Genomic DNA, 26,726 nt, shown 5'->3' on the forward strand with positions numbered 1-26,726 from the left:
CAGCGGCGGGCGGGAACTCGCGTGTCATTCCTGCCGACTCCTGGCGAGGACCCGGGAAGTGCCGCGGATTGGGCGGGTTGAGGAGCTGCGCCGATAGGGCTCGGCGTTCGGCGGACCTCGTCTCCTGGCGCGTGGGACGCAGTACCCGGCATGGTTCCGCTGCTGGGCTCGGTGGCCCCGCATGCGGCGGTGTCCCATCTGCGCCGCCACGTTGAACTCTGCCTGGGCGAGGGTCTCTTCTGCTGGTCTTGGCGGTACGAGACGCTTGTCGACTGGGCCCCCTGCGACGATCCACCGCCCGGCTTGAGCCGGGGCCGGGCATGGCTGCGGCTGGCTGTCGCCGATGCCGCGCATCGTCTCGCCACCGACGATCTCGCGGCAGCCCTGAGCTACCTGCCCCAGGAGCAGGCCGTGCCGTCGGCCGACGAGGCACGCCCCGAAGGCCCTCTCGACACCTCCGCCGCCGCCATCACTGCGGTGGCCCTGCTCAAGCTCGGCCACCGGGAGCAGCCCCTGGCACTGCTCGACGAACTGGTCGGCACCCATGTCACCATGGACGGCCTTCTCCTGAACGGCTGCTACGACCCCGCCTCCGGGACAGCGACCGAACACGAATTGATCCGGGGCGACTTCTTCCTCGCATACGCGCTCGCCCCACACTCACGGGCCTCGTCGACCCTCACGAGGCTTGAGTGCCGCCTGAGGCCACAGCCGCCTGAGCGGGAACTCGGTCGTCACCCTGAACGACCAATGGTCTGCGGGCGGTTCGCCCACCGTATTTCGGGTCCGAGGGTCACCTACGTCAGACACAGGAGGCACACCATGGAACGCAGAGAGTTTCTTCGCCGGACGACAGCCGCGGGCGCGGTGACTTTAGGGGCCGGGACACTGACGGCCACAGCCTTGGGCACCGAGGCAGCGGCTGCCGCTTCGCGACGGGAAGGGCCTCTGCGCGTCGACATCGTGATGTTCGACGGAGTCGAGGAGTTGGACTGCATCGCTCCTTACGAGGTCTTCTCGGCTGCCGCCATGCACAGCGCGGACGGAGTCGAGGTCCGGTACGTCACCACAGGGCGGCCGCGACTGATCCGCTGCGGGTACGGCACGGGGATCCAGGTGAAACACCGCTGGTCTCCGGCAAAAGCGGATGTGATCGTGGTGCCCGGCGGCGGCTACACCCGCCGCTCCGGGCCTGGCATCTGGGCCGAGATCGACAGCGGCGTGCTCCCGCGAGCACTCGCCGCCGCCCCTCGCAAGGGGCTGACGATCAGCTCGCTGTGCACAGGGGCTGTGCTGCTGTCCGCGGCCGGACTGACCAAGGGACGCCCCTGCACCACTCACCATGGCGCGAAGGCGTACCTCGAAGAACAGGGCGGTGTCGTCAAGAACGCCCGCGTGGTCGACGACGGGGATCTCGTCACCGCCGGAGGCATCACCTCGGGGCTGGAACTGAGCCTCTGGCTGGTGAAACGCGAACTCGGGTCGGATGCCGCGACAGGCGTGGAGAACATGCTGGAGTACGAGGCGCGCGGAACCGTCTGGCAGGCGTCCTGATCGGAGTAGCTCTGCACCTGTGAGCACAGGGGCTGTGCTGCTGTCCGCGGCCGGACTGACCAAGGGACGCCCCGCTCAGCGTCGGCATCTCGGTGGAGGACCCCAAGAAGCACCACGACGGCACCGTCACCTCCGACCACGGCACCCAGGTCATCGCCTTCACTCCCGGCGACGACAAGGGGCGGGTCGTCTACACCCACGGCACCACGGTCGACGACTTCGCCCACGACCTGCCGCTGCTGGTCAAGAACGCCTAGCCGACCACGCACGTACCCTCGGCAGCCCGGCGGTGAGCCGCACGCCATCGTGATACAGGTTTCCCTGAATTCAGGATTTCTTGTATCGTCGTGGTGTGCTGACTGTTGCTTCCGACATCGAGGTGCTGGCCCGGTTCGGCCGCGCGCTCGCCGACCCGATCCGCTGCCGCATCCTGCTCGCCCTGCGCGACGCCCCCGCCTACCCCGCCGACCTCGCCGACGCGCTCGGCATCTCCCGCACCCGGCTGTCGAACCACCTGGCGTGCCTGCGCGACTGCGGCCTGGTCGTCACCGTTCCCGACGGCCGCCGCACTCGCTACGAGCTCGCCGACGAACGCCTCGGCCACGCCCTGGACGATCTGCGCACCGCCGTGGTGGCCGTCGAGACCGACCGCACGTGCACCGACGCCGCAACGAAGGAGTGCTGCTGATGACCGCCGGGATGTCCATATCCCTCGGGCCGTCCCCGGCCCGCCGCGAGGCGCTCGCCAAGCGCATACGCCTGCTGGTCGCCGCGACCATCACCTACAACGTCATCGAAGCGATCGTCGCCATCACCGCCGGCACGATCGCCTCATCCACCGCCCTGATCGGCTTCGGCCTCGACTCGATCATCGAGGTCTCCTCCGCCGCCGCGGTCGCCTGGCAGTTCTCCGCCCGCGAGCACGCCGTACGCGAAGCCCGCGAGAAGACCACCCTGCGCATCATCGCCGTCTCCTTCTTCGCACTCGCCGCCTACGTCACCATCGACGCCGCCCGCGCGCTGACCGGCACCGGCGAAGCCGAACGCTCCATCCCCGGCATCGTCATCGCCGCACTGTCGCTGGCGATCATGCCGTTCCTCTCCTACGCCCAGCGCAAGGCCGGCCGCGAACTCGGCTCCGCCAGCGCGGTCGCCGACTCCAAGCAGACCCTGCTGTGCACCTACCTGTCCGCCGTGCTCCTGGTGGGTCTGGTTCTTAACGCCACCCTCGGCTGGTCCTGGGCCGACCCCATCGCCGCCCTCGTCATCGCCGCCATCGCCGTCAAGGAAGGCCGCGACGCCTGGCAGGGCAAGGGCTGCTGCGCACCGTCCACCGCCGCCGTGGCTCCGAAGGCCGGTGCCGGGACCGATGCGTGCGGTTGCCGCGAGGGCTGCGACTGCTGCTGAAAGTCGGCCAGCCTGGCTTGCAACCTGTACCTAGGTACAGGTCTACCGTCGGAGATGTCCCCGCCCGCACGGTGCGGGGACACGATGACGGGAGTGGTCACGATGACGACCTGGGTACCGCAGTCCTGCACGCTGCCCACCGCCGAGCAGCCGCTGAGGGTCGCGGAATTCGACGCACTGTTCGCCGAGCGACTGGCCAGCTCCTCCCGGCCGGACCGGCTGAGGCTGGAGCTGGTGCTGACCGGCGGTGAGGGCTTGGAGGAGACGGTGCGCGACCTGGTGGCCCGGGAGAGCGGCTGCTGCTCGTTCTTCACCTTCACTGCCACCCCCGGCCCGGAGGAGATCCGTCTGCACGTGGAGGTCGACGGTGCGCACGAGGCGGTGCTGGACGCCCTCCACGAGCGGGCCGCCGCAGCGGCCGGCCGGGATGTGCCGTGAGCGGCGCAGGTCTGCGCAGCGGGCAGGTCGCTGCCGCGGCCGGGGTGAACATCCAGACCCTGCGCTACTACGAGCGGCGCGGTCTGCTCGCCGAACCCGACCGCAGTCCCGGTGGCCACCGCCTCTACGACGAGGAGGCCGTCACCGCACTGCGGGTGATCAAGGCGGCCCAGCGGCTCGGGTTCACGCTGGAAGAGGTCGCCGAACTGCTGGAGGCCGGCCGCCACCGCCACGGCCGCCCCGTCCCGGGCCTGCAGGACCGCGCGGCGGCCAAGCTCACCGAGGTCGACGCGAAGATCGCGGACCTGACGACCATCCGCGCCGCCCTGGCCGCGGCCGTGGAGGCGGGCTGCGACGACCTGACCGTCTGCGCGTCCAGCACGTGTTGTCCGATCCCCTTCACCGACCTCGCCGAGGAGAACCGCCATGCCGGACCGTGCTGTTGACCCCCGCCCCCGCCGCATGCCGAGGGCGCTCGGGGGCCTGGCCGCCCTGGCCTGCGTGGCGTGCTGCGCGATCCCCGTCCTGATCACGGCCGGGGTCGTCGGCGCGGGCGCCGGGGCAGTGGTGGGCTGGCTGCCCGCCCTCGCCATCGTCCTGGCGGTGCTCGCCGCCGGAACCTGGTGGCTCGGCCGGAGCCGCCGCTCCTGCTACTGCGGGCCGAAGACCGCAGGTGAGGGCGGATGCGGCTGCTCGGCGTCCACCGACCCGCTGAAGATCAGCGGTCCGGGCCGCCGCTAGGGTCAGTCGGTATGACCATCGCTCGTTCCGTTGCCCTGTTCGTCGTCGCCGCTCTCTTCGAGATCGGTGGTGCCTGGCTGGTCTGGCAGGGCATCCGCGAGCACAAGGGGTGGGCGTGGATCGGCGCCGGCGTCATCGCCCTGGGCTTGTACGGGGTGGTGGCGACTTTCCAGTCCGACGAGAACTTCGGGCGCATCCTGGCCGCGTACGGCGGGATCTTCGTCGCCGGGTCGATCGCCTGGGGCATGGTCGCCGACGGCTACCGGCCCGACCGCTGGGACATCATCGGCGCCCTGGTGTGCCTCGCCGGTATGGCCGTGATCATGTACGCCCCCCGCAGCCACTGACGGCTGGCCGCAGGTGCAGGCTTCAAACGGACACACCAGGAAGGCGCAGACCGTGGCCGACGAGCAGGAGCTGGCCCAGACGCAGCGGCGGCACTGGCAGGACACGTACGCCGCCCACCCGGGCATGTACGGCGAGAAGCCGTCCGATCCCGCGGTCCACGCCGCCTCTGCTTTCAGGGCGGCCGGGGCCACGAACGTGCTGGAGCTGGGCGCCGGGCACGGCCGCGACGCCCTGTTCTTCGCCCGCGAGGGCTTCACCGTGCAGGCCACCGACTTCAGCCCCGTCGGGCTGGAACAGCTGCGCGACGCCGCCCACTCCCAGGGCCTTGGTCAACGGGTCACCACCACGGTGCACGACGTACGCGAGCCGCTTCCGCTGCCGAACACCTCCATGGACGCCGTCTTCGCCCACATGCTGCTGTGCATGGCGCTGTCGACGAAAGAGATCCACGCCCTGGTCGGCGAGGTCCGCCGCGTGCTGCGGCCCGGCGGCGTGTTCCTCTACACCGTGCGGCACACCGGCGACGCCCACTACAGCACCGGCACCGCACACGGCGACGACATCTTCGAGCACAGCGGCTTCGCGGTCCACTTCTTCCCGCGCGAACTGGTCGATGCCCTCGCCGACCGCTGGAACCTGCAGGAGGTCCACGCCTTCGAGGAAGGCGAACTGCCCCGCCGCCTGTGGCGCGTCACCCAGACCCTGCCACGATGACCGACTTCTCCGTGGAGTTGGCTGCCTGACGCTGGGCCCGCTGGCTCTCCGCTACGCTGGGCCGCAGCGGCTGCGCCATTCGGGTGGCCGCGCGGCGGTGGGGCTCGCCGCACCCGAACCGCGGCACCGACGCCGCCAACAGTCCCTACTTGTGACGAGACGCGCCCGCATGCCTGGGCGCCGCACGAGTAGGAGCCCAATCCCGATGACCGGTTCGCGCGAGCAGATATCCGAGCCCACAGACTCCGATGTCGACCTGCCGGTGCCTTCCCAGCGGCGCGAACTGGCCCGCGGGCAGGCGCCCGTGATCGCAGCGGTCGCCATCGGCGGCGCCCTGGGCGCCGCAGCCCGCTACGGATCCTCGCTGGCCTGGCCGACCGCGCCGGACACCTTTCCCTGGACAACGCTCACCATGAACACGACCGGCTGCGCGATCATCGGCGTCTTCAGGGTCCTCATCAGCGACGTGTGGTCCGCCCACCGGCTGATACGCCCCTTCTTCGGCACCGGCGTGCTCGGTGGCTTCACCACCTTCTCCACCTACGCCGTCGACATCCAGCGCCTTGTCCAGGACGGCCACGCCGGCACCAGCCTGGCCTACCTCGCGGCCACACTGCCGGCCGCCCTCACCGCGGTGTGGTGCGCCGCTACCACCACCCGCCGCCTGATCTCCTGGAGGCAGAAGTGATACGACTGAACGGCCCCGCCCTGCGGGTGGCGATCTTCATCGGGGAGAACGGCACCTTCCATCACCAGCCTCTCTACACCGAGATCGTCCCCCGCGCCCACCAGGCCGGCCTGGCCCGGGACAGCGTCTTCCGCGGCATTGAAGGCTACGGAGCCTCCTCACTCATCCACTCCACCCGCCTGCTGTCGCTGAGCGAGGACCTGCCGGTCGCCGTCGTCATCGTCGACAGCGAAGAACGCGTCCGCTCCCTCCTGCCGCAGCTGGACGAACTCGTCACCGAGGGCCTGGTGATCCCCGACGACTGCGAAGTCATCCGCTACGTCGGCCGCGACGGAGAGGGCAAACGGTGAACTGGCTGCTCGTCATCACTGGTGCCATGGTCGGGGCGCCCCTGCGCTACCTCACCGACCGCACCATCCAAGCCCTGCACGACACCGTCTTCCCCTGGGGCACCTTCACCGTCAACGTCATCGGCTGCCTCGTCCTCGGGACGCTGACCGGCGCGGTCACCTACAGCGCCGCCTCCCACTCCCTGCAACTGCTGATCGGCACCGGCCTCTGCGGAGCACTGACCACCTACTCGACGTTCTCCTACGAAACCCTGCGCCTGTCCGAGACCGGCGCGAAGTTCTTCGCCGCCGCCAACGTCATCGCCAGCCTGGTCTCCGGCCTCGGCGCAGTGTTCATCGGCACCGCAATGGCAGAAGCACTCTGGTCCTGAGAGAAGCGATGGCCAGGGGTGGAGCGGTCATTGCGTGGGTGGCTGCTGCGGGCCTCCATTTCCTTGCCTGTGCTCGTCAACACGCTGATCATGCCGTTCGGCTCCATATAGGCCAGGTGGACGCGGGCAGGTCCTGGATGCCGTGCAGCGGAGCTCGCTGAGGACTTCCTGGGACGTCATCAACTCCCGGCGCATTACCTTGCGATCTTGCCGGTCCTTGATCAGCTTCTTGGGCCGGATCTTGGCGCAGGCCGGGCTCAGAGACCGCAGCGTCGCCTCTGACTCTCTCCAGCCCTACCCTCCCGATATCACCCCGCACGCACTCTCCAGCGCGGCCAGCGCGACGGAGCGACCCGGGCAGGGCCGATCACGCCCATCCGCCAGCAGGTCGCCTTGACTATGGGGGGACCCTTGCTCATCTCCATTGGCCACGCTCTCGCGGCGCGAGACCTCGGGCACGCTCCCGCTCGCTGCCGGTGCTCAGCCCCTGCGGAAGTCCAAGCGCTTGGACATGGCCAGGATTTGTGTAAGCACAGGGGACGTCACCGGTCACCGCCAGGGCTCCGTCACACCCGGGCTCCGTCACGGCGCGGCCGGGCGCCTCGGACGGCGCTCAGCAAGGTGTCCCAGGACTGCTGGAACTTGTGGATGCCCTCCGTCTCCAGCCCTTGGACGACCGCGGTGTAGGAGATGCCCAGCTTCTCGACCGCGTCGAGGTCGGCGCGGGCCTGCTCGTAGGTGCCCGTGATGGCGTTGCCGGTGATCTCACCGTGGTCGGCGACGGCTTTCAGGGTGGCCTCCGGCATGGTGTTCACGGTGTTCGGCGCCACCAGCTGGTCGACGTACATCGTGTCCTTGTATGCCGGATCCTTCACACCTGTTGACGCCCACAGCGGACGCTGCTTCTTAGCGTCGGCGCTTTCCAGCGCGCTCCAGCGGTGGGAAGGCGGCGTCGCCCCGTCGGCGGAGCCGAAGACCTCCTCGTACGCCTGATACGCGAGACGGGCGTTGGCGATGGCGGCCCTGCCGCGCAGCGCCTTGGCCTCCGGGGTGCCCAGGGCGTCCAGCCGCTTGTCGATCTCGGTGTCGACACGGGACACGAAGAAGGACGCCACCGAGTGGATCCGGTCGAGGTCCAGGCCCTTGTCGCGCGCCTTCTCCAGGCCCATGAGGTAGGTTTCCATGACCTCGCGGTAGCGTTCCAGCGAAAAGATCAGCGTGACGTTGACGCTGATCCCGAGACCGATGACCTCGGTGATGGCCCGAAGACCCGCCCTGGTGGCCGGAATCTTGATCAGGACGTTGGGACGGTCGATCAACCAGGCGAGATGCCTGGCATCGGCGACCGTCGCGTCCGCGGCGTGTGCGAGCCGGGGATCCACCTCGATGGAGACCCACCCGTCCCGGCCGCCGGTGCTGTCGAAGACCGGGCGCAGGACGTCGGCGGCCTCCCGCACGTCCGCCGCGGTGAGCAGGCGGACGGCCTCGGAGACCGTGACACTGCGCAGGGCCATGTCGTGGAGCTGGTCGGCGTAGTCGCCACCGTCACCGATCGCCTGCTGGAAGATCGTGGGATTGGTCGTGACGCCCACGACGTGCTGCCGGTCGATCAGCTCGGCGAGGTTGCCGGACGTGAGCCGCTTGCGCGACAGGTCGTCCAGCCAGATCGATACGCCTTCCTCCGTGAGACGTTCGAGCGAGTCGTCATTCATGGGAGGCGCGTCTCCTGCTGTGCGGACGGTGAGGGATTCCCGGGCGGCAGCGGCCACGTTCTCGGGAGTGAAGCCGAACTCGCGGAAGAGGACCTTGCCGTCGGCCGAAGCACCGAAGTGCTCCAGGGAAACAATGCGGCCGGCATCCCCGACGTACTTGTGCCAGGTGAGGCCGATACCGGCCTCCACCGCGACACGCGCTTCCACGCTCGGCGGCAGGACCTTGTCCCGGTAGCCCCGGTCCTGTTCCTCGAACCACTCGACCGATGGCATGGAAACGACTCGGGTCCGGATGCCTTCGGTCTGGAGTTGCTCCCGGGCGGCCACTGCCAGTTGTACTTCCGAGCCGGTGGCGATGAGGATGACCTCGGGCTCGCCGCCATCGGCCTCGAACAGGACGTAACCGCCCTTGGCGGCGTCGTCGTTGGGCTCGTAGGTCGGCACACCCTGACGGGTCAGCGCCAGACCGTGCGGCTGGCCCTTGCCGAACTCCTTCGTCCAGCGCTTGAGGATCTCGCGCCAGGCGATCGCGGTCTCGTTGGCGTCGGCCGGGCGCACGATGTTCAGGCCCGGGATCGCGCGCAGCGACGCCAGGTGCTCGATCGGCTGGTGGGTCGGGCCGTCCTCGCCCAGGCCGATCGAGTCGTGCGTCCACACGTACGTCACCGGCAGGTGCATCAGCGCCGACAGCCGCACCGCGTTGCGCATGTAGTCGGAGAAGACCAGGAACGTGCCGCCGTAGATCCGGGTGTTGCCGTGCAGCGCGATGCCGTTCATCTCGGCGGCCATCGCGTGCTCACGGATACCGAAGTGGATCGTGCGGCCGTACGGGTCCGCCTCCGGCAGCGGGTTGTCCGCCGGGAGGAAGGAGCTGGTCTTGTCGATCGTGGTGTTGTTGGAGCCGGCCAGGTCGGCCGAGCCGCCCCACAGCTCGGGAACGACCGCGCCGAGCGCCTGGAGGACCTTACCGGAGGCGGCACGCGTGGCCACGCCCTTGCCGACCTCGAAGACCGGGATCTTCTCCTCCCAGCCGGTCGGCAGCTCACCCCCCGCGACCCGGTCGTACTCGGCGGCGCGCTCGGGGTTGTTGTCCCGCCACTGCTGGTACGCCTTCTCCCACACCGCGCGGGCCGCCTGGCCCCGCTCCAGCGCCTTGCGGGTGTGCGTGATGACCTCGTCGACGACCTCGAAGCTCTGCTCCGGGTCGAAGCCCAGGACGCGCTTGGTCGCGGCGACCTCGTCCTCGCCCAGCGCCGAGCCGTGCGCGGCCTCGGTGTTCTGCGCGTTCGGGGCCGGCCAGGCGATGATCGAGCGCATCGCGATGAACGACGGCTTGTCCGTGACGGCCTTGGCCTTCTGGATCGCCTCGTAGATCGCGGCCGGGTCCAGGTCGCCGTTCTCCTGCGGCTCCACCCGCTGCACGTGCCAGCCGTAGGCCTCGTACCGCAGAGCCGTGTCCTCGGAGACGGCCGTCTCGGTGTCGCCCTCGATCGAGATGTGGTTGTCGTCCCACAGCAGGATCAGATTGCCGAGCTTCTGGTGGCCCGCCAGCGACGAGGCCTCGGAGGAGATGCCCTCCTGGAGGCAGCCGTCACCGGCGATGCAGTAGATGAAGTGGTCGAACGGGGATTCGCCCTCGGGGGCCTCCGGGTCGAACAGACCACGCTCGTAGCGGGCGGCCATCGCCATGCCCACCGCGTTGGCGACACCCTGCCCGAGCGGGCCGGTCGTCGTCTCCACACCGGTCGTGTGCCCGTACTCGGGGTGACCCGGCGTCTTCGAACCCCAGGTGCGGAAGGACTTCAGATCGTCCAGCTCCAGGCCGAAGCCGGCCAGGTACAGCTGGGTGTAGAGGGTCAGGGACGAGTGGCCGGCGGACAGCACGAAGCGGTCCCGCCCGACCCAGTCGGCGTCCGCCGGGTCGTGCCGCATCACCTTCTGGAAGAGGGTGTAGGCGGCAGGGGCGAGACTCATCGCCGTACCCGGATGGCCGTTACCGACCTTCTGTACGGCATCGGCGGCCAGGACACGCGCGGTGTCGACGGCCCGCTGGTCCAGCTCGGACCATGTGAGGCGGCCGAAGGGCGCGGCGTCGGCAGCGTCCTTGGGCAGAAGCGGGTTCACGGGTGAGTCTCCGGAGTGGTGAAGGATGGCTGGGACAGGGGGACGGAGGGAGCTCGGCGACCCCCTGTCGGGGGAAGTGGAAGGAGTGCCTGGCACTTGGCGCAGATCACTTCCCCCAGATCGTGCGGTATGCCGCGCGGTACCCCTTGGGGTCCCAGGAGGACTTGCCGCCGCTGTTGTCGGCCGTGGTGATGTGGGCCGGAGCGACGTAGCCGCTGGCGGGCTTGCCGGCGAAGGCGCGGTTGAACTCGTCGACGATCTGCCAGCCCTGCTCGGACAGCGGTTCGGGAACCGTCGCCGCCTGGAACTGCTTGCTGTTGATGCGCTGGAAGGCGGACGGGTCGCCGTCGCCCGCGCCGATGCTGAATGGGGCTCCGTTGCCCTGCTTGCCCGCGGCCCGCAGCGACGCGGCGGCGTCGGCGAAGTAGAGGTCGTTGATGGCGATGGAGTGCGTCCACTTGGTGCCGAAGCGGGACAGGAGAGCCGACACCTCCTGGGGGGTGCGGTTGCTGGCGTCGGCGATGGGGATGTTGGATGTCGTCAGTGTCTTGACGTGGGAGCAGGTGGCGAGTTCCTTCTCGATCAGGTCCGACTTGCCCTTGGCGAAGGGGATGGAGGCGTCGGTGAAGACCACCACGCCCGCCCGGCCGTTGGACTGGCTGATGACCCAGTCGGCGCTGATCTTCGCGACGTCCTGGACCTTTGTGGTGACGTTGGTGAAGAGCTTCGGGTTCTTGCTGGGGCCGGGAGCGTCCACGGCGTGCCAGCCGATGAGCGGGATGCCGGCCGCGTTGGCCTGGGCGACCTGCTGCGCGGTCGACTTGGGGTCGAAGCCGGACAGTACGATGCCGGCGGGCTTGACGGCGACGGCCTGGCTGAGGGCCGCCTGAATGCCGGCCGGGGTGCCCTGACCGTCGATGATCCGCATCTTCCAGCCGATGGCCTTGGCTGCTTCCTTGACTCCCTCGGCGGCCCCGGCGACCCCGGGGTTGGTCATGCTCTGGGCGACGTAGACGATGGTCTTGCCGGGGGTTGCCTTGGGGCCGGTGGTGGGGCCGTTCCAGGGGGCGTTGACGTCCTCGGCCGCCTCGACGGCCTTCTTGGCCTTGGCGAGGGTGGCGGGGCAGCCGGCCTTCCCGGAACCGACGGTGGTGGCGGCGCTGGTTTCCGATCCACGGGTGCAGCCTACGGCGGAGGCGGTGACCAGGGCGAGAACGGCTATGGCTCTCAGGGAGGCCTTGCCTGCGAGGTGTCGGGACATGGACGAGCTCCTTGCTGACGTACGGGGAGGGGAAGGCGGGGAGGTGTGATGCGGGGGTGCGATGCGGGGAGGTGCGATGCGGGGAGGGTCCCGGTGCCTCGGTCTCGGGGGCACCACCTGAGGGCGGGGGCCGCTGGTGGGCCGCTCAGGCCTGGTCCGCCGGCGCGGACGGCGGCCGGGGACCGGCCCCACCGGCGGCGGGGGCCGACTCGGAAGACGCCGATGGCTGGGACAGGGACGTGCGGGTGGCGTCGGCCCCTGCGCGCAGCCTGCGGCGGGCGGAGTAACCGGCCAGGCCGACCGCGAGGAGGAGGGTGCCGCCGTTGAACAGGGACGTGGCCCAGAACTCGGCGCCGAGCTGCTGTATGCCGGCGAGGCCGATGGCGAGGATGGCGACGGCGACGACGGTGCCGGCGGCGTTGGCGCGGCCGGGCTTGATGGCGGTGGAGCCGAGGAGCGCGCCCACGAAGGCGGGGAGCAGGTAGTCCATGCCGACGCTGGGGTTGCCGATCTGCTGCTGGGCGGCGAGCAGCACACCCGCGCAGCCGACCACGATGCCGGAGCCGGCGAAGGCGTAGATGCCGTAGCGGCGGGTGGGGATGCCGACCAGGTCGGCGGCGCGGGCGTTGGAGCCGATGACGTACAGGTAGCGGCCGAGCGGCAGCCGTTCCAGCAGCAGCCAGAGGATGACGGCGAGGCCGAGGACGTAGAAGGCGGGTACCGGCAGGCCGAGGAACTGCGAGTCGTAGAGGTCGGTGAAGGCCGGGGGCAGGCCTTGGGAGCCGGGGACGATGCGGGCGCCGTCGGTGATCCAGCCGGTGAAGGCGTAGAGCACGCTGCCGGTGCCGAGGGTGGCGATGAAGGAGTCGATCCTGGCGAACTCGACCAGCAGGCCGTTGAAGACGCCGATGAGGCAGCCGCCGACGATGACGACGAGGCAGGCGAGCGGCCAGGGCCAGCCGTTGTTGACGATGAGCTGCATCGCCAGGACGTGGGCGAAGCCGAGTCCGTAGCCGACGGACAGGTCGAACTTGCCGGTGACGATGGGGATCATCGCGCCGAGCGCGAGCATCGCCGGGATCGACTGGTTGGACAGGATCGACGAGGCGTTGGCCAGTGTCGGGAAGGTGTCCGGCAGGGCGACGGAGAAGGCGAGGAACAACAGGACGGTGAGGGTGAGCAGGCCGTGGGTGCCGATCAGGTGGCCGCGTACTCGGCCACCGGTGCCGGTGCCTCGGGACGGCTTGGTGGGAGGGGTGCCGGTCGGGCGGGGAGTCGGCGACGTATTGCTGTCGCCCTCGGGGGTGGACCGCTGTGCGCGGCGGTTGGATTCTGTCTCGGTGGCCATCAGTGGGTGCCGTTTCCGGTCAGCGCCGGCATGGCCGACGCGGCGTGCGTGAGTTCGGTGACGGTGAGGGCTTCGCCGGACAGTTCCGCCGTCACTCCGCCCCGGACGAAGACCAGGGCGCGGTGGCAGACGTCGGCGACCTCTTCGAAGTCGGTGGAGATGAGCAGGACGGCGAGTCCTTCGGCGAGGGCGTCGTCGAGGAGCCGGTAGATCTCGGCCTTGGCGCCGACGTCGACGCCGGCGGTGGGCTCCTCGAGGATCACCACGCGGCGGCTCAGGCGCAGCCAGCGGCCGATCATGATCTTCTGCTGGTTGCCGCCGGAGAGGGTGGCGATCGGTGCCTCGGGGTCGGCGGGTCGTACTCCGAAACGCGCGACGAGCGCTCTGGCTTCGGCGCGTTCGCGTGCCGGGCTGATCCAGTGCCAGGGGGAGCGGGCGTCCGCGCGGGGGTTGGCCAGGAAGTTCTCCCGCACGGTGAGTTCGAGGGTGCAGCCCTCCTCTTGGCGGTTGCTGGTGACGAAGCCGATGCCCGCGTCGACGGCGGCGGTGACCGATCCGGGGTGGTACGGGCTGCCGTCGAGCAGCAGCTCGCCGTCGGTGAAGGGGCGGGCTCCGGCGAGGGCGCGGCCGAGGTCCATGTGGCCGGCTCCGGTGAGGCCGACCATGCCGAGGACCTCCCCGGCGCGCAGCTCCAGGTCGATCGGGCCGACGCCCTCGGTGGTGACGCCGTTCAGTCGCAGCACGGTGGAGGCGGGGGCGCCGGTGGTGCGGGGGGCGGGCGGCCGGTGGCTCTCCGGCTCGTGTCCGACGATGTCGTGCACGATGCGGTCGGGGCCGTGGTCGGCGAGGTGGCCCTGGCTGATGAGCTGCCCGTCGCGCAGCACGGCGAAGCGGTCGGCGACCTGGTAGACCTCGTCGAGGCGGTGGCTGACGTAGACGATGGCGTGGCCGCGGTCGCGCAGGGTGTGCAGGACCTCGAAGAGCCGGGCGCAGTCGGCGGCGGGCAGGCTGGCGGTCGGTTCGTCGAGGACGATCAGGCGGGCCCGGGTGGACAGCGCGCGGGCGATCGCGACGAGGGAGCGTTCCGCGCGGGTGAGATCGGCGACGGCCGCCTCGGGGTCGAGATGGCCGGCGACGATGTCCAGGGCCTCGACACAGCGTCGGCGTACCTGCCGCCAGGAGACGAGACCACCGCGGCGGGGGAAGCCGGTGCCCAGGGCGATGTTCTCGGCCACCGACATCCACTCCACGAGGCCGAGGTCCTGGTGGATGAAGGACATCTCGGTGGAGGCAGCTTCGGTGCCGAGTGGATGGCCGGCCACGGTGACCTGGCCTTCGTCGGCGCGGTAGACCCCGGCAAGGATCTTGATAAGTGTGGACTTTCCAGCACCGTTGTGCCCCAATAGGGCAAGGACGCTGCCTGCGTGAATGTCGAGGTCGACGTCGGCGAGGGCGAGGGTGCCGCCGAACCGCTTGCGCAGTCCGCGGATGGTCACCAGCGGCTCCGTGGCCGCACGGCTGTCGGGCATCGGGGCGCAGGATGCTGTGTCGTCGGGAGCGTCGTTCACGGACTTCTCTCCGGGGATCTACAGGCCGAGGACCGATCCATCGGCTCGCCCAGAATCCTGAACTCATCACAGCATGCTGGTCAATACTTCCGCAGGCTTTTATTGCCCTAAAGTTACGGCGGCCGTACGGAAAGGATCCGTACGGCCGCCGTCGATTCCGGTCGGTGGGCGGGGTGCGGCCATGCCGACGTCCCCGCGCGGTGTCATCCGCCGTTCGTGGACACCCCCTGCGGGATCATGGGGTTCTCCAGCCCCGCTGCGATGGTGCGCAGGTCCTTGAGCAGCGCCTCGCGGAACTCTTCGTCGAGCCGCGCCTTCAGCACGGTGACGCTGATCGCGAAGGGGGAGGAGTCGGTGCGGAAGCCCGTGACCGGAACGGCCAGGCAGACGATGCCGGCCGTGGCCTCCTCGTCGTCGATCGCGTAGCCCCGCTCCCGGGTCGCCGCAAGGTCCTCCAGCAACGCGGCCGGGGCGGTGAGGGACCGCTCGCTGAGCGCGGGCAGGGCACGGCCGCGCAGCCGGTCCTCGGCCACCGCCGGATCAAGGGTGGACAGGATGGCCTTCCCGGTCGCCGTGCAGTTGGCCGGGAAGCGGTCGCCGATGTTGGCGGTCAGCCGCAGCGGCTGGGTGCCGTCATACCTGGCCAGGTAGAGCACGTCGAGGCCGTCCAGGACGGCGACCCTGGCGGTCTCCCGGGAGATGTGCACGCTGCGGCGGCACAGCTCGTAGAAGTCGCGCAACTGGTCCACCGTGGAGAGATAGCGCCCGCCCAGCTCCACCAGCTTGCGTCCCAGGCCGAAGCCCGTGCCGTTGCGCGTGATCATGCCCGCCGCCTCCAGGGAGGCGCAGAGATTGCCCGTCGAGGACTTTGGCAGGCCCAGGGCACGCGCGATCTCACTGACCGACAGCGGGCGGCCCTCCGCCTCACCGAGCGTGTCCAGGATCGCCACGGCCCGCGTCACCGCCGGGACAAGACTTCCCGGGTCGCTTGCGCTCACCGTCAACTCCACCCATCATTCTGTTCGTCGTTCAGCATGTTGTTATTGTCCCTCGTACCGTCCCGAACGACAATGCCGTCGGCGCACGCTTTGCCGTCGAGTCTCCCAAGATTCCCGACCGTAGCGCGCCTTCCGGGCCGGCCGACGGCTCCCGCCGAGCCTTGGAGCGCTGAGCACCACATGACCGATTCCCCGCCTCCCCCCTCCGAGCCCGACAACGGGCCCCGTGTCGCGCGTGAGGAGTTCGACTCTCTCTTCGACACCCTCAAGACCTGGGGGCGCTGGACCCCCGCGGACCGGGGCGCCTGGAACCGGGTGACCGCCGAGCACGTCCAGCGAGCCACCGCACTCGTGCTTACCGGGACCGTCGTGCCGATGGCTCTGCCCTGGAACACGGTGCCCGGCCCGGACAACGGCAAGCCGGCCCTGCACTACATGTCCGAGCTGGGCGACATCGAGGCCCCCGAGCCCACCTGCCACAAGGACTTCATCGCCGTCGACTACCACGGCAAGGGCGTCAGCCACCTCGACGCGCTCTCCCACATCGCCTACCGGGGGCAGCTGTACGACGGCCGCACCGCCGCCGAGGTCATCGACGCCAGGGGCGCGCACTTCGGCTCCGTCTTCTCGCTCGGTCCCCTGGTGACCAAGGGTGTACTGATCGACATGCCCGCCGTCCTCGGCACCGACTGGCTGGAGCCCGGCCGGGCCGTGCACGCCGACGACGTCCTCGCCGCCGAGAAGTCGCTCGGCGTGACGATCGGCGAGGGCGACGCGGTGCTGCTGCGCTCCGGCCACTTCCTCCGCCGCAGGGAGCTCGGCGCCTGGAACCCGGACAACGCCAGCGCCGGCCTCCATGTCGACGTCATGCCGCTGCTAGCCGAACGGGGAATCGCCCTGCTCGGCGGTGACGGCGACAGCGATGTGCGGCCCTCCCCCGTCGAAGGGGTGTCCTCCCCCGTGCACGCGCTCGCGATCACCGCGATGGGCGTGCCGCTGCTGGACAACCTCGACCTGGAAGCGCTCTCCGTGGCCTGCGCGGAGGCCGGCCGCCACGAGTTCCTGATGACCGTGGCCCCGCTGAACGTCCCCGGCGGCACCGGCTCGCCCGTCACCCCGGTGGCGGTGCTGTGATGGGGCACGGTGACCTCCGCGTCGGCGTCAGCAGAGACTTCCTCGACACCGACGGACGCAACGTCTGGGGCGACATCCGACTCGGCGAACTCGACGCCGCCGGCGTCGACTGGCACTACCTGCCGCGCACCACCGGCGAACTCCTCGCCGCCGACGTCGACGGACTGGACGCCGTACTGTTCGCCGCGCCCGCCGTCACCGAGCGCACCTTCGCCGGGGCTACCCGGCCGCCCCTGCTCTTCGCCCGCTTCGGCGTCGGCTACGACACCGTCGACCTCGACGCCTGCACCCGGCACGGCGCCCTGGTCACCATCACCCCCGACGGCGCCCGCCGCCCCGTCGCCACCGCCGCGCTAGCCCTGCTGCTGGCCGTCCAGCACAACCTGGTCGCCAAGGACCGGCTGGTGCGCGGGGGACGCTGGGCCGAGAAGGAGCAGTGGATGGGCCAGGGCTTGACCGGCCGCCGCGTCGGCCTGCTCGGGCTCGGCAACACCGCCGGCGACCTGGTGGACCTGCTCCGCCCGTTCGGCGTCGAGATCATCGCCTACGACCCGTACTGCCCGCCGGCCACCGCGGAACGGCTCGGCGCCCGGCTGGCGGACGTCGACACGGTGATGGCCGAGGCCGACGCGGTGATCGTGATGTGCGCGCTGACCGAGGAGACCCGGCACCTGGTCGACGCCCGCCGGCTCGCCCTGATGAAGCCCTCGGCCGTCCTGCTCAACGTCGCCCGGGGCCCCATCGTCGACGAGGCCGCGCTGATCGAGGCCCTGCGCGTGGGCCGCATCCGCGCCGCGGGCCTCGACGTGTTCGAAAGCGAGCCGCCCGCAGCGGACAACCCGCTGCTGACCATGGACAACGTCATCCTGAGCCCGCATGCGCTGGCCTGGACGGACGAGATGTCGGCGGGGAACGGCGGCAGCGCCGTGCGGGCGATCCTCGACATCGCCGAAGGACGCGCCCCCCGTTTCGTCGTCAATCGCGACGCCCTCGGCCTGGCCGCCGTCAAGGAACGGCTGGCGGCGCTGGCGGCCGACGGCCCGGCCCCGCTGGGGGTCTCCTCGTGACGGTCGCGCCGGAGTCGGTCGGCTTCCTGGGACTCGGCGCGATGGGCCTGCCGATGGCGGCCAACCTCGCCGGGGCCGGGTTCGACGTCATCGCCTGGAACCGCAGCCGCCCGGCACTGGAAACGGCCGGCGCCGCCGGCTGCCGTACCGCCGCCGACCCGGCGGAGGTGGCCGCCGCCGCATCCGTGGTCATCACGATGCTGCCCGACCTCCCGCAGGTCGAGGCGCTGCTCCAAGCCGAGGACGGTCTCCTCGCCCCGCCCGAGCGGGCGATGGACACCCTGGTGGTGATGGGCACCGTCTCCCCCGTCCGGATCCGGACCCTCGCCGACGACCTCACCCCTAGCGGCGTCACGGTCGTCGACGCCCCCGTCAGCGGCGGTGTCACCGGCGCCGCGCAAGGCACCTTGTCGATCATGACGGGTGCCGAACCGGCCACCTACGAAAGGGTTCTGCCGTACCTGACGGCCATGGGCGGGACGGTACGTCGCATGGGCGGAGTCGGCGCCGGTTCTCTCACCAAGGCGTGCAACCAGCTCGTCGTAGCGGGGACGCTCGTCTCCCTCGCCGAGGCGGTACTGCTCGCCGAGCGCGGCGGGCTGGACACCGATGCGGTGCTGGACGTACTGGCAGGCGGTCTCGCCCGCTCGGAGGTGCTCGCCCAGAAGCACCACCACCTCGCCGAAAGCGACTTCACCCCCTCCGGGCCCGCGCGCTACCTGCTGAAGGACCTCGGCTTTGTGCAGGACAGCGCCGCCGACGAGCGGGTCTCGCTCCCCCTCGCCGACACCGTCACCCGGCTGTACGCGGCCGTCGAGTCCCAGGGCCTGGGCGACTACGACAACAGCGTCGTCCTGAAGCTGCTGCGCGCAGCCACCGACACGACCGACCCCGCGGGTGCCCTCAAGAACCCGCACCCGTACGACGCGAAGGACTGAACCATGCAGGTAGGAATCGTCGGACTGGGCCGCATGGGCGGCAACATGGCGGCGCGCTGGCGCGACCGCGGGCACGAGGTGTTCGGCTACGCCCGCACCAATCCCGACCGCGACGTCGACACCCTCGAGGAACTCGTCTCGAAGCTGGCGGCCCCGCGTGTGGTGTGGCTGATGCTCCCGGCGGGCGACCCGACTCGTGACGCCCTGCGGCAGCTCGCGGGTCTGCTCTCTCCCGGCGACGTGGTCGTCGAGGGCGGCAACTCCCGCTTCAGCGACGACACCGAGCACGCCGCGCTGCTCGCCGAACACGGCATCGGCTACGTCGACTGCGGCGTCAGCGGCGGCGTCTGGGGCCGCGAGAACGGCTACGCGGTGATGTGCGGCGGCGCGGACGAACACGTGGAGCAGGTCTGGCCCCTGCTTCAGTCACTGGCCCCGGAGGAGAACGGCATCGTCCATGCCGGTCCGGTCGGCGCGGGCCACTACGCCAAGATGGTCCACAACGGCATCGAGTACGGCATGATGCAGGCCCTCGCCGAGGGCTACGAGCTGCTGGATGCCAGCGAGTTCGTGCCCGACGTGCCGAAGGTGCTCGCCTCCTGGCGGCACGGCACGGTCGTGCGCTCCTGGCTGCTCGACCTGCAGGTGCGGGCCCTGGAGGCGGACCCGGAACTGGCCTCTTTGTCCGGACGGGTGGACGACTCCGGGGAGGGCCGGTGGACGGTCGAGGAGGCCGTGCGCCTCGCCGTCTCCGCGCCCGCCATGACCGCCGCGCTCTACGCCAGGTTCGCCTCACGCAAGCCGGACGCCGCCCAGCTGAAGGCCCTCGCGGCGATGCGGCAGCAGTTCGGCGGCCACGCCGTCCACGCGGCCGGCACCGGCAGTAACTGACCGCCCAGCAGCCAGGTCCGGGTCCCGCGCCGACTGGGCCCGGGCCCGGCGTACACGCTCGCCGGAAGGATGCGCGGATGCGCGCAGGGAACAGCCGGGCAGCTGCCCTGCTGGTGGCCGGGGCCTTCTTCATGGAGTTCCTGGACGGCACGGTCATCTCCACCGCTGCCCCGGACATGGCCGCCTCGCTGCACGTCCGCCCGGTCGACATCGGCGTCACCATGACCGCCTACCTCGTCACCGTCGCCGTCCTGATCCCCGTCAGCGGGTGGGCCGCGGACCGCTACGGCGCCCGCCGGGTCTTCACCTGGGCCATCGGCCTGTTCACCGTGGCCTCACTGCTGTGCGCCACCGCCGCCAGCCTCCCGGAGCTGGTAGCCATGCGGGTAGTGCAGGGCGCGGGCGGCGCGATGATGGTGCCCGTCGGGCGGCTCGTGGTGCTGCGCGGCACCGCCAAGCCGGACCTGCTGCGCGCGGTTGCCTACCTCACCTGGCCGGGGCTGGTCGCCCCCGTGCTGGCGCCCGTGCTCGGCGGCCTGTTCACCACCTACGCCTCCTGGCGCTGGATCTTCCTGGTCAACGTGCCGCTCGGTGCGCTGGCCCTCGTACTCGCCCTGCGGCTCATCCCGGACGGGCTGCGTGAGGCGGACCGCCCGCCGCTGGACCTGGTGGGCTTCGTGCTCGGCGGGTCGGGGGTCGCCGCGCTGGTCTACGGCATGGAGCTCCTCGGCGCGCAGCCGCCCGAGTGGGCCGTCGCGGGCGGCACGACAGCCGCAGGGGCGCTGCTGTGCGCGCTGGCCGCCCGTCATCTGCTGCGCGCCCGGCATCCGCTGATCGATCTGCGGACCCTGCGGGTGCGGACCTTCCTCGTCTCGAACGCGGGCGGGGCGCTGTTCCGCGCCGCGATCACCACGGTGCCGTTCCTGCTGCCGCTGATGTTCCAAGGAGCCTTCGGCTGGAGCGCCGCCGCGTCGGGCCTGGCGCTCATCGGCGTCTTCGCGGGCAACATCGCCGTCAAACCGTTCACCACGCCGTTGTTGCGGCGCTTCGGCTTCCGGCGGGTGCTGGTGGTCAACGGGGCCGCGACGGCGGTCACTTTCGTCTTGTGCGGACTGATCGGCACCGGGACACCGATGGCGGCCGTGGTCGCCGCGTTGTTCATCGGCGGTGTGTGCCGATCCATCTCGCTGAGCGGCTACACCACGATCGCCTTCGCCGACATCGAACCGGACCGGACCAGTACCGCCAACGCCCTTTCCAGCACCGTCCAGCAGTTGGCGACCGGTATGGGCGTGGCCTTCGCGGCACTCGCCCTGCGGGCCGCCGGCCCGCTCTCCTCACTCGTCGGCCTGCGGGGGCCCGCAGCGCCGTACCAGATGGCGTTCATGCTGCTCGCGCTGCTCCCGCTGGCCGCCGTCGCCGAGGCCGTACGTCTGGCGCCCGACGCGGGATCGTCGGTCACCGGCTCCCCACCCGTCCACCCGGCCGGCCCTCCGCGCCGGGTGTCCGACCGCTCGGCACGCTGAGCCGCGTCCGCCGGGCCGCACCACCAACACACCACCGCAACCGTCACCTTCACAACCTCAGGAGGTTGTATGTCCACGCACGAAGGTCAGACAGATCAGCCGGGTCAAAGAGGTCACAGACGCCGGATCGACGACACGGACGACACCACAGCCTCCTCACCGCCTCCGGCGCTTCGGCGCCGGACGTTGCTCACCGCGGCCGCCGGTGTCACGGTGGCCACCACCGCAGGCTCCGCGTCGGCCACCGGCGCGTCCGCCGCGGGAAGCGGCGCTCCGGAAGGGGCCGCCGCATCGAGTACCACCGTATCGGCCACCGCCGCGGCCCCGGCCGCGGCCTTCACCTCCGACGCTTCGAGCCCGGCGCACCCAGCGGGCGGCGCGCCGAGCCCCGTCAGGGAACTTACGCCCTTCCTGGACCCGTTGACCATCCCGCCGACCGCCCGCCCGACGCGCGGGGCCGACGGCGTCCACCACCTCACGGTGGAGATGCGCACGGCGACGGTCTCCCTGCACTCGCAGCTCCCGCCCACGGCGGTATGGGCGTACGAGGGGCACGCGCCGGGACCGACCATCGACGTCCGCCGGGGCGAGCGGCTGCGCGTCGCCTGGGTGAACAGACTGACCGGCACGATACCGCTGACGGCGGTGCAGGTGCCGAACGTCAAGCAGACCCCGCCCGTGTGGGACCAGCCGGGCCGCGACGGCGTCGCGCCCATGGCGGAGGTACAGAACCTGCGCCCGTGGCCCGTGACGCACCTGCACGGTGCCCTCACCGGCAGCGGCAACGACGGCTGGCCGGAGAACGTCCTGGCGCCGGGTGCCGCGCAGTTGGCGGAGTACCTCAACGACCAACCGGCGTCAGCGCTCTTCTACCACGACCACGCCATGGCGGTCACCGCGTGGAACGTGATGGCCGGGCTGCAGGGGATGTACATCATCCGCGACGACGAGGAGGACGCCCTGGGTCTGCCGAGCGGCCCCTACGAGGTGCCGCTGCTGCTGGCGGACCGCAATCTGGAGACCGACGACGACGGCAACCTCACCGGCCGCCTGCTGCACAAGACCGCGGTCATCCAGAGCGAACCCCTGCTGTGGCTGCGTGGATTCACCGGCCCGTTCACCATGGTCAACAGCACCATCTGGCCGCACCTGGATGTGAAGCCCCGCTGGTACCGCTTCCGGGTCGTCAACGGCGCCAACACCCGGCAGTACCGGCTCGCGCTCATCGACGAGGACGGAAAGCCCGTGCCGACCGGCAGCGTCCACCAGATCGGCACGGACGACGGGCTACTGCCGCGGCCGGTCCCCGTCGACGACGGCGTCACCCTGGGCGCCGCTGAGCGCGCGGACCTGCTGATCGACTTCTCCGCCTTCCAGGGCCGGCGGCTGCGGCTGGTGAACACCAACGGCAACCCGGATCCGGGACCGTGGCCGCAGGTGATGGAGTTCCGGGTGTCCTCCGCCCGGGTGAGTGACCCGTTCGTGCTGCCCAAACAGCTTTCGCGCGGCTACAAGCGGCTCACCGAGAGCAACCTCCCGGAGCACAGCGACCGCCTCGTGGTTCTGACGCCGCAGGGTCCGGGCCAGGCGCTGTGCTGGGAGATGGAGAAGACCGAGGACGTCCCCGACACGCTGCCGGCCGACGGCGTCGTGCAGGTGCAGGAGAGAGACGGCGGCGTCACCACCTACCGCCGCACCGCTTCGGACTTCTACGACCCCGTGCGCTTCTTCGTCCGGGCCCGCAGCTGGGAGCGGTGGCGCTTCCTGCACGTGGCACCCTCCGGCTGGGCGCACCCGATGCACATCCACACGACCAGCTTCCAGATCCTGGAGCGGCAGACCTACGACGTCAGCGGCTTCAAGATCTTCACCATGGACGACGGGAGCCTCGGCTGCGGCACCGCCACTCCGGTGGCGTGGACCGGCACCGGCACCGTCTCACCCGCCGAGGAGGGCTGGAAGGACACCGTGCGGGCGAACGCCGGCGAACTGGTCACCGTCGCCGGGTACTTCGGCGACACCTCGGGCAAGTACGTCTACCACTGCCACATGCTCGAGCACGAGGACATGGGGATGATGCGGCAGTTCGTCGTGCTGCCGGAGCAGATCCACCACGTCATGGCGTGCATGACGCAGACGGGCGCGGGCTCGTCGGGCAGCATGGATCACCACTAGGACGTGTCCGTAGAGTCCCGTCGCCCGCCGCGGGGCAGGCGGGACTTTGCGGACGCCTAGGCAACAAGCGCCCGGAGTCGGTCGAGGACCGGCTGTCTGGCAGTGGCGGCCTTCGGGGCGCAGTGACTTCGGCCGTCCTCCGCGAAGCACAGCGACACGGCAAACGCGACGAGACCGTCAGGCTCACGGGGCCTGACGGCCCGGCGTGAACCTGACGGCGGCTGCACGGCGGCGGCCGGGGCCGCCGAGGTGCCGTACGTGCAACGGTGGGCGCCCCAGGTAGGGACGCTACGCGGAGAGCTCCCGCAGCACCGCGTACAGTTGCTCGACCCGAGGCCGGGCATCGACCATCCGCCGCACGGCCACCGGGTTCGGCGAGACGGTGCGGTGAGGACGGGACCAGACGCCGACGGGCAGGGCGGACAGGTCGGGCACGGCGCCCAGCGCACGCCAGCCGAGGAGCGCGGCGCCGAATCCCGAACCGGCGGTATCGTCCGTGATTCCCAGAGGCATGTCGAGGGCCGCCGCGACGATCTCCGCCCACAGCGACGACCGCAGTGCTCCGCCCGTGGCCCGCACGGAGGCGACCGGCGCCCCGGCCGCGACCACCGAGTCCCGGACCAGGGCCAGTTGCTGCCCGACGCCCTCGATCATCGCCCGGGTCACATGGGCCCTGTCATGCACGTGCCGCAGTCCGATGAGGGCACCGCGAGCGTCGGGGTCCCACCAGGGGGCGCGTTCGCCGAGGAGGTGCGGCAGCGCGACGAGGCCCTCGGAACCGGGCGCGACCTCCGCCGCTTCCTTCAGGAGGTCGGCCACGTCGATGCCGCCGAAGGACTCGGCGGCCCACTGAGCGACGACTCCGGCGTTGCTGACCGCTCCGCCGAGCACCCACAATCCGTCGGCGAGGTGGTAGCAGAAGACGCGGCACCTGTCGTCCACGCCCGGTCGGTCGCGTACGACGCGGAGCGCGCCGCTGGTGCCGAGCGACAGCGCGGCCGTACCGGGGGTGATGGCGCCGACGGCGAGGTTGGCGAGCGGCCCGTCTCCGGCGCCCGCGACCACCGGCAGCCCGGCGGGCAGACCCAGTTCGGCGGCCGGCTCGGGCAGCAGCGGGAACGCGGCCGTCGGCGGCACGAGTTCGGGCAGCCGTTCGGCGGACACTCCGGCGGTTTCCAGCGCGGGCCCATGCCAGTCGGTGGTACGGAGGTCCCACAGCCCGGTGGCGGAGGCGCAGGAGTGGTCGGTGACGCGTCGGCCTGTGAACCGGGACAGGACGTAGTCCTTCATCCCGCACCATACGGTCGCACGCCGGAGAACGTCCGGTTCGTGTGTGGCGAACCAGATGAGCTTGGTGAACGGAGACATGGGGTGCACCGGGGTGCCAGTCGCCTGGTGGAGTTCGTCCGCGCCCTCGGCCCGCAGTCGTCGGGCGATGTCGGCCGCACGGGTGTCGGCCCAGCTCAGGGCGGGGGTGAGGGGTTCGCCGGAGGAGTCGAGGGCGAGCAGGGTGTGCAGGGCCGCGCTGAAGGACAGGCCCCGGACGGTCAGCCCGAGGTGCGCGCAGTGCTCGGCGGTCTCCCGCACCGCGTCGGTCACCCCGGCCAGCACGGTGACGGGGTCGTGAACGGCTTCGCCGTTCCGTCCGGTGTGCAGGGGGGCGGGGCGTTCGACGGTGGACACCGGGCGGTAATCGGCGTCCACGGCGACCACCTTGGTGGCGGTGGTGCCGAGGTCGATGCCGAGCACCACTTCGCCGGCGTCGTTCATCGCGGTCTCCGTTTCGGCTTGTCCGGGCACGCCCCGGGTGGCTCTTGCAAGGGATGGCTGGAGTGCCAACGGGCGGGCGGCCGCGTGACCGGCCTTGGGTGCCCGCCCCGCGTCCCGGCAGGGGGATCAAGGGCGCGGGGCGGGCGGTTCCGGGGCGAGGTCAGCGGGCGTCAGCAGGGTCGGTGAGGTCCCGTCCGCGGGTCTCGGGTGTGGCGAAGGTCGTCAGAAAGGTGATGAGAGAGAGCAAGATCACGTAACCGGCGAGCGGCCACCAGGAGTCGTTGAAGGCCAGCAGTAGCGCCGCGCCCAGCAGCGGGGCCATACCACCGGCGATGATCGCGCTGAACTCCCGGCCGATGGCCACGCCCGTGTAGCGGTGCCGCGCGCCGAACAGCTCGGCCAGCAGGGCGCACTGGGAGCCGAGCATGCCGTTCACGCCCACGCCGATTCCGACGGTGATCACTACGCAGATCAGCACCGTGTTGCCGGTGCTCATCAACGCGAAGGCGGGGATGGCGAACAGGGCCTGGAAAAGCGCTGCCCAGCGGTACAGCGGGACACGTCCGATCCGGTCGGACAGCATGCCGAACAGCGGAATGGTGACGATGCCGGCGAGCGAGGCGCAGGCCACCGCGAGCGGGCCGACGGACGAGGAGACGCCGACCACGGCGGTGACGTAGCTGATGCTGAAGGTGGAGTACAGGTAGGAGGTGCCGTTCTCGGCCATCCGCAGCCCGAAGGTGATGAACAGATTGCGGCGGCTCTTGACCATGAGGTCGCGCAACGGGCGCTGGCTGACCTCTCCGGTTTCCTCCAGTTGTGCGAAGGCGGGGCTCTCCTCGAGCTTCAGCCGGATGTAGACAGCGACCAGGATCAGCACCGCGCTCAACAGGAAGGGCACCCGCCACACCCAGCCGAACAGGACGTCCTCGTCGAGCTGCGCCAGGGGGATGAACAGGGCGGTGGCGAGCAGCATGCCGACCTGGATGCCGACGAAGGGGAGAGCGGCGTAGTAACCGCGCCTGTGGGGCGGTGCGTACTCGGCCATCAGGGTGGAGGCGCCCGCCTGTTCGGCTCCGGCGCCGAAGCCCTGCAACAGCCGCAGCAGCATCAGCAGGATCGGGCTCCATATGCCTGCGGTGTGGTAGGTGGGCAGGAGCCCGATGGCGAAGGAGGACCCGCCCATCAGCGCGACGGTGACGACCAGCACCGTCTTGCGGCCGTGCCGGTCGCCGAGCGAGCCGAAGAAGAGACCGCCGAGAGGACGGGCGACGAAGCCGACCGCATAGGTGGCGAAGATGGCTACGAGCCCGACGGCTTCGCCGAGCCCGGGGAAGAAGAGGTGCTTGAACACCAGCGCCGAGGCGATGCCGTAGATGGCGAAGTCGTAGTACTCCAGGGCGCTGCCCACCGAACTCGTGAGAAGGGCACGGCGCAACCCCGGGGTCGTGTGGGTGCTGTCGCCTTCGGCGGGCGGGGAGGAGGTCGTCGTGGGCACCGTCATGGATGCCGCCCTTCCGTCTTAGGGACGCGTCACACGCCGTTCATCTGGGGACGACGGGGACCGTAACAGCATGCGGCACTGATGCCAATATGCTGTTCA

General features: G+C 70.6%; 25 protein-coding genes. 18 read left to right on the forward strand and 7 right to left on the reverse strand.

Features of this window, described 5'->3' with window-relative positions:
- Positions 1–150: 150 nt before the first annotated feature.
- The 12 genes from QC385_RS44015 to crcB (QC385_RS14620) all read left to right on the forward strand — a co-directional run bounded on the left by QC385_RS44015 (position 151) and on the right by crcB (QC385_RS14620) (position 6,611).
- On the forward strand, positions 151–1,554 hold the full coding sequence (locus QC385_RS44015; RefSeq protein ID WP_336621290.1) for a DJ-1/PfpI family protein: 1,404 nt from the start codon (positions 151–153) through the stop codon (positions 1,552–1,554).
- A 92-nt stretch (positions 1,555–1,646) separates the two neighbouring features.
- Positions 1,647–1,811: a hypothetical protein gene (locus QC385_RS14570; protein WP_279541733.1), complete on the forward strand. Its 165-nt coding sequence runs from the start codon at positions 1,647–1,649 to the stop codon at positions 1,809–1,811.
- Between the two features lie 95 nt (positions 1,812–1,906).
- A complete protein-coding gene (locus tag QC385_RS14575) occupies positions 1,907–2,242 on the forward strand; it encodes an ArsR/SmtB family transcription factor (RefSeq protein ID WP_279541734.1) in 336 nt (111 codons plus the stop codon).
- Positions 2,242–2,961 (forward strand): cation transporter, encoded by a 720-nt coding sequence (locus tag QC385_RS14580; RefSeq protein ID WP_279541735.1) that lies wholly within the window; start codon positions 2,242–2,244, stop codon positions 2,959–2,961. Before QC385_RS14575 ends, QC385_RS14580 begins: the two co-directional genes overlap by 1 nt.
- Positions 2,962–3,063: 102 nt before the next feature.
- The gene (locus tag QC385_RS14585; protein ID WP_279541736.1) at positions 3,064–3,399 is read left to right on the forward strand and encodes a hypothetical protein; all 336 of its coding nucleotides are present in this window, start codon (positions 3,064–3,066) and stop codon (positions 3,397–3,399) included.
- The gene (locus QC385_RS14590; RefSeq protein WP_279541737.1) at positions 3,396–3,845 is read left to right on the forward strand and encodes a MerR family transcriptional regulator; all 450 of its coding nucleotides are present in this window, start codon (positions 3,396–3,398) and stop codon (positions 3,843–3,845) included. The genes QC385_RS14585 and QC385_RS14590 overlap by 4 nt, the downstream gene beginning before the upstream one ends.
- Entirely contained in the window at positions 3,826–4,140 is a 315-nt protein-coding gene (locus tag QC385_RS14595) for a hypothetical protein (RefSeq protein WP_279541738.1), read from the forward strand. Before QC385_RS14590 ends, QC385_RS14595 begins: the two co-directional genes overlap by 20 nt.
- A gap of 11 nt (positions 4,141–4,151) precedes the next feature.
- A complete protein-coding gene (locus tag QC385_RS14600) occupies positions 4,152–4,487 on the forward strand; it encodes a YnfA family protein (RefSeq protein WP_279541739.1) in 336 nt (111 codons plus the stop codon).
- Positions 4,488–4,539: 52 nt separating this feature from the next.
- A complete protein-coding gene (locus tag QC385_RS14605; RefSeq protein ID WP_279541740.1) occupies positions 4,540–5,202 on the forward strand; it encodes a class I SAM-dependent methyltransferase in 663 nt (220 codons plus the stop codon).
- A gap of 205 nt (positions 5,203–5,407) precedes the next feature.
- The gene (gene crcB / locus QC385_RS14610) at positions 5,408–5,890 is read left to right on the forward strand and encodes a fluoride efflux transporter CrcB (protein ID WP_279541741.1); all 483 of its coding nucleotides are present in this window, start codon (positions 5,408–5,410) and stop codon (positions 5,888–5,890) included.
- A complete protein-coding gene (locus QC385_RS14615) occupies positions 5,887–6,240 on the forward strand; it encodes a DUF190 domain-containing protein (RefSeq protein WP_279541742.1) in 354 nt (117 codons plus the stop codon). Before crcB (QC385_RS14610) ends, QC385_RS14615 begins: the two co-directional genes overlap by 4 nt.
- A complete protein-coding gene (crcB, locus tag QC385_RS14620; protein WP_279541743.1) occupies positions 6,237–6,611 on the forward strand; it encodes a fluoride efflux transporter CrcB in 375 nt (124 codons plus the stop codon). The genes QC385_RS14615 and crcB (QC385_RS14620) overlap by 4 nt, the downstream gene beginning before the upstream one ends.
- A gap of 566 nt (positions 6,612–7,177) precedes the next feature.
- Here crcB (QC385_RS14620) and tkt read toward each other — a convergent pair.
- The 5 genes from tkt to QC385_RS14650 all read right to left on the reverse strand — a co-directional run bounded on the left by tkt (position 7,178) and on the right by QC385_RS14650 (position 15,622).
- A complete protein-coding gene (tkt, locus tag QC385_RS44020; protein ID WP_336621291.1) occupies positions 7,178–10,447 on the reverse strand; it encodes a transketolase in 3,270 nt (1,089 codons plus the stop codon).
- A gap of 106 nt (positions 10,448–10,553) precedes the next feature.
- Positions 10,554–11,708, reverse strand: coding sequence for a substrate-binding domain-containing protein (locus QC385_RS14635; protein WP_279541744.1), 1,155 nt, complete (start codon positions 11,706–11,708; stop codon positions 10,554–10,556).
- A gap of 145 nt (positions 11,709–11,853) precedes the next feature.
- Complete coding sequence (locus tag QC385_RS14640) at positions 11,854–13,056, reverse strand: ABC transporter permease (protein WP_279541745.1); 1,203 nt, start codon at positions 13,054–13,056, stop codon at positions 11,854–11,856.
- Positions 13,056–14,585, reverse strand: a complete 1,530-nt coding sequence (locus QC385_RS14645; protein WP_279541746.1) for a sugar ABC transporter ATP-binding protein — start codon at positions 14,583–14,585, stop codon at positions 13,056–13,058. Before QC385_RS14645 ends, QC385_RS14640 begins: the two co-directional genes overlap by 1 nt.
- Before the next feature lie 242 nt (positions 14,586–14,827).
- The gene (locus QC385_RS14650) at positions 14,828–15,622 is read right to left on the reverse strand and encodes an IclR family transcriptional regulator (RefSeq protein WP_279541747.1); all 795 of its coding nucleotides are present in this window, start codon (positions 15,620–15,622) and stop codon (positions 14,828–14,830) included.
- Between the two features lie 180 nt (positions 15,623–15,802).
- Between QC385_RS14650 and QC385_RS14655 the strand changes: the two genes are divergently transcribed.
- The 6 genes from QC385_RS14655 (at position 15,803) to QC385_RS14680 (ending at position 23,353) form a co-directional block, all read left to right on the forward strand.
- The gene (locus QC385_RS14655; protein WP_279541748.1) at positions 15,803–16,756 is read left to right on the forward strand and encodes a cyclase family protein; all 954 of its coding nucleotides are present in this window, start codon (positions 15,803–15,805) and stop codon (positions 16,754–16,756) included.
- Positions 16,756–17,823 carry an NAD(P)-dependent oxidoreductase gene (locus QC385_RS14660; protein WP_279541749.1) on the forward strand — a complete coding sequence of 356 codons (1,068 nt, stop codon included), beginning with the start codon at positions 16,756–16,758 and terminating at the stop codon, positions 17,821–17,823. Before QC385_RS14655 ends, QC385_RS14660 begins: the two co-directional genes overlap by 1 nt.
- Positions 17,820–18,761 (forward strand): NAD(P)-dependent oxidoreductase, encoded by a 942-nt coding sequence (locus QC385_RS14665; RefSeq protein ID WP_279541750.1) that lies wholly within the window; start codon positions 17,820–17,822, stop codon positions 18,759–18,761. The genes QC385_RS14660 and QC385_RS14665 overlap by 4 nt, the downstream gene beginning before the upstream one ends.
- A gap of 3 nt (positions 18,762–18,764) precedes the next feature.
- Positions 18,765–19,652, forward strand: coding sequence for a phosphogluconate dehydrogenase (NAD(+)-dependent, decarboxylating) (gene gnd / locus QC385_RS14670; protein ID WP_279541751.1), 888 nt, complete (start codon positions 18,765–18,767; stop codon positions 19,650–19,652).
- A gap of 77 nt (positions 19,653–19,729) precedes the next feature.
- A complete protein-coding gene (locus QC385_RS14675) occupies positions 19,730–21,178 on the forward strand; it encodes an MFS transporter (protein WP_279541752.1) in 1,449 nt (482 codons plus the stop codon).
- Between the two features lie 420 nt (positions 21,179–21,598).
- On the forward strand, positions 21,599–23,353 hold the full coding sequence (locus QC385_RS14680; RefSeq protein ID WP_279541753.1) for a multicopper oxidase family protein: 1,755 nt from the start codon (positions 21,599–21,601) through the stop codon (positions 23,351–23,353).
- 288 nt (positions 23,354–23,641) lie between these two features.
- Here the strand turns inward: QC385_RS14680 and QC385_RS14685 are convergent, their stop codons facing one another.
- Together QC385_RS14685 and QC385_RS14690 are read right to left on the reverse strand one after the other, a co-directional pair.
- Positions 23,642–25,123, reverse strand: a complete 1,482-nt coding sequence (locus QC385_RS14685; protein WP_279541754.1) for a gluconokinase — start codon at positions 25,121–25,123, stop codon at positions 23,642–23,644.
- Positions 25,124–25,283: 160 nt separating this feature from the next.
- Positions 25,284–26,627, reverse strand: a complete 1,344-nt coding sequence (locus tag QC385_RS14690; protein ID WP_279541755.1) for an MFS transporter — start codon at positions 26,625–26,627, stop codon at positions 25,284–25,286.
- Positions 26,628–26,726 lie beyond the last annotated feature (99 nt).

The sequence above is a fragment of the Streptomyces sp. DH10 genome (genome assembly GCF_029813805.1).
Classification (GTDB): Bacteria; Actinomycetota; Actinomycetes; order Streptomycetales; family Streptomycetaceae; genus Streptomyces; species Streptomyces coeruleofuscus.

Coding starts and splice junctions, on each gene's coding strand:
- QC385_RS14685 (WP_279541754.1), bottom strand. CDS start 25,123: ATGAACGACGCCGGCGAAGTGGTGCTCGGCATCGACCTCGGCACCACC.
- QC385_RS14635 (WP_279541744.1), bottom strand. CDS start 11,708: ATGTCCCGACACCTCGCAGGCAAGGCCTCCCTGAGAGCCATAGCCGTT.
- QC385_RS14580 (WP_279541735.1), top strand. CDS start 2,242: ATGACCGCCGGGATGTCCATATCCCTCGGGCCGTCCCCGGCCCGCCGC.
- QC385_RS14600 (WP_279541739.1), top strand. CDS start 4,152: ATGACCATCGCTCGTTCCGTTGCCCTGTTCGTCGTCGCCGCTCTCTTC.
- crcB (WP_279541741.1), top strand. CDS start 5,408: ATGACCGGTTCGCGCGAGCAGATATCCGAGCCCACAGACTCCGATGTC.
- QC385_RS44015 (WP_336621290.1), top strand. CDS start 151: ATGGTTCCGCTGCTGGGCTCGGTGGCCCCGCATGCGGCGGTGTCCCAT.
- QC385_RS14655 (WP_279541748.1), top strand. CDS start 15,803: ATGACCGATTCCCCGCCTCCCCCCTCCGAGCCCGACAACGGGCCCCGT.
- QC385_RS14595 (WP_279541738.1), top strand. CDS start 3,826: ATGCCGGACCGTGCTGTTGACCCCCGCCCCCGCCGCATGCCGAGGGCG.
- QC385_RS14660 (WP_279541749.1), top strand. CDS start 16,756: ATGGGGCACGGTGACCTCCGCGTCGGCGTCAGCAGAGACTTCCTCGAC.
- QC385_RS14675 (WP_279541752.1), top strand. CDS start 19,730: ATGCGCGCAGGGAACAGCCGGGCAGCTGCCCTGCTGGTGGCCGGGGCC.
- QC385_RS14640 (WP_279541745.1), bottom strand. CDS start 13,056: ATGGCCACCGAGACAGAATCCAACCGCCGCGCACAGCGGTCCACCCCC.
- gnd (WP_279541751.1), top strand. CDS start 18,765: ATGCAGGTAGGAATCGTCGGACTGGGCCGCATGGGCGGCAACATGGCG.
- QC385_RS14690 (WP_279541755.1), bottom strand. CDS start 26,627: ATGACGGTGCCCACGACGACCTCCTCCCCGCCCGCCGAAGGCGACAGC.
- QC385_RS14645 (WP_279541746.1), bottom strand. CDS start 14,585: ATGCCCGACAGCCGTGCGGCCACGGAGCCGCTGGTGACCATCCGCGGA.
- QC385_RS14585 (WP_279541736.1), top strand. CDS start 3,064: ATGACGACCTGGGTACCGCAGTCCTGCACGCTGCCCACCGCCGAGCAG.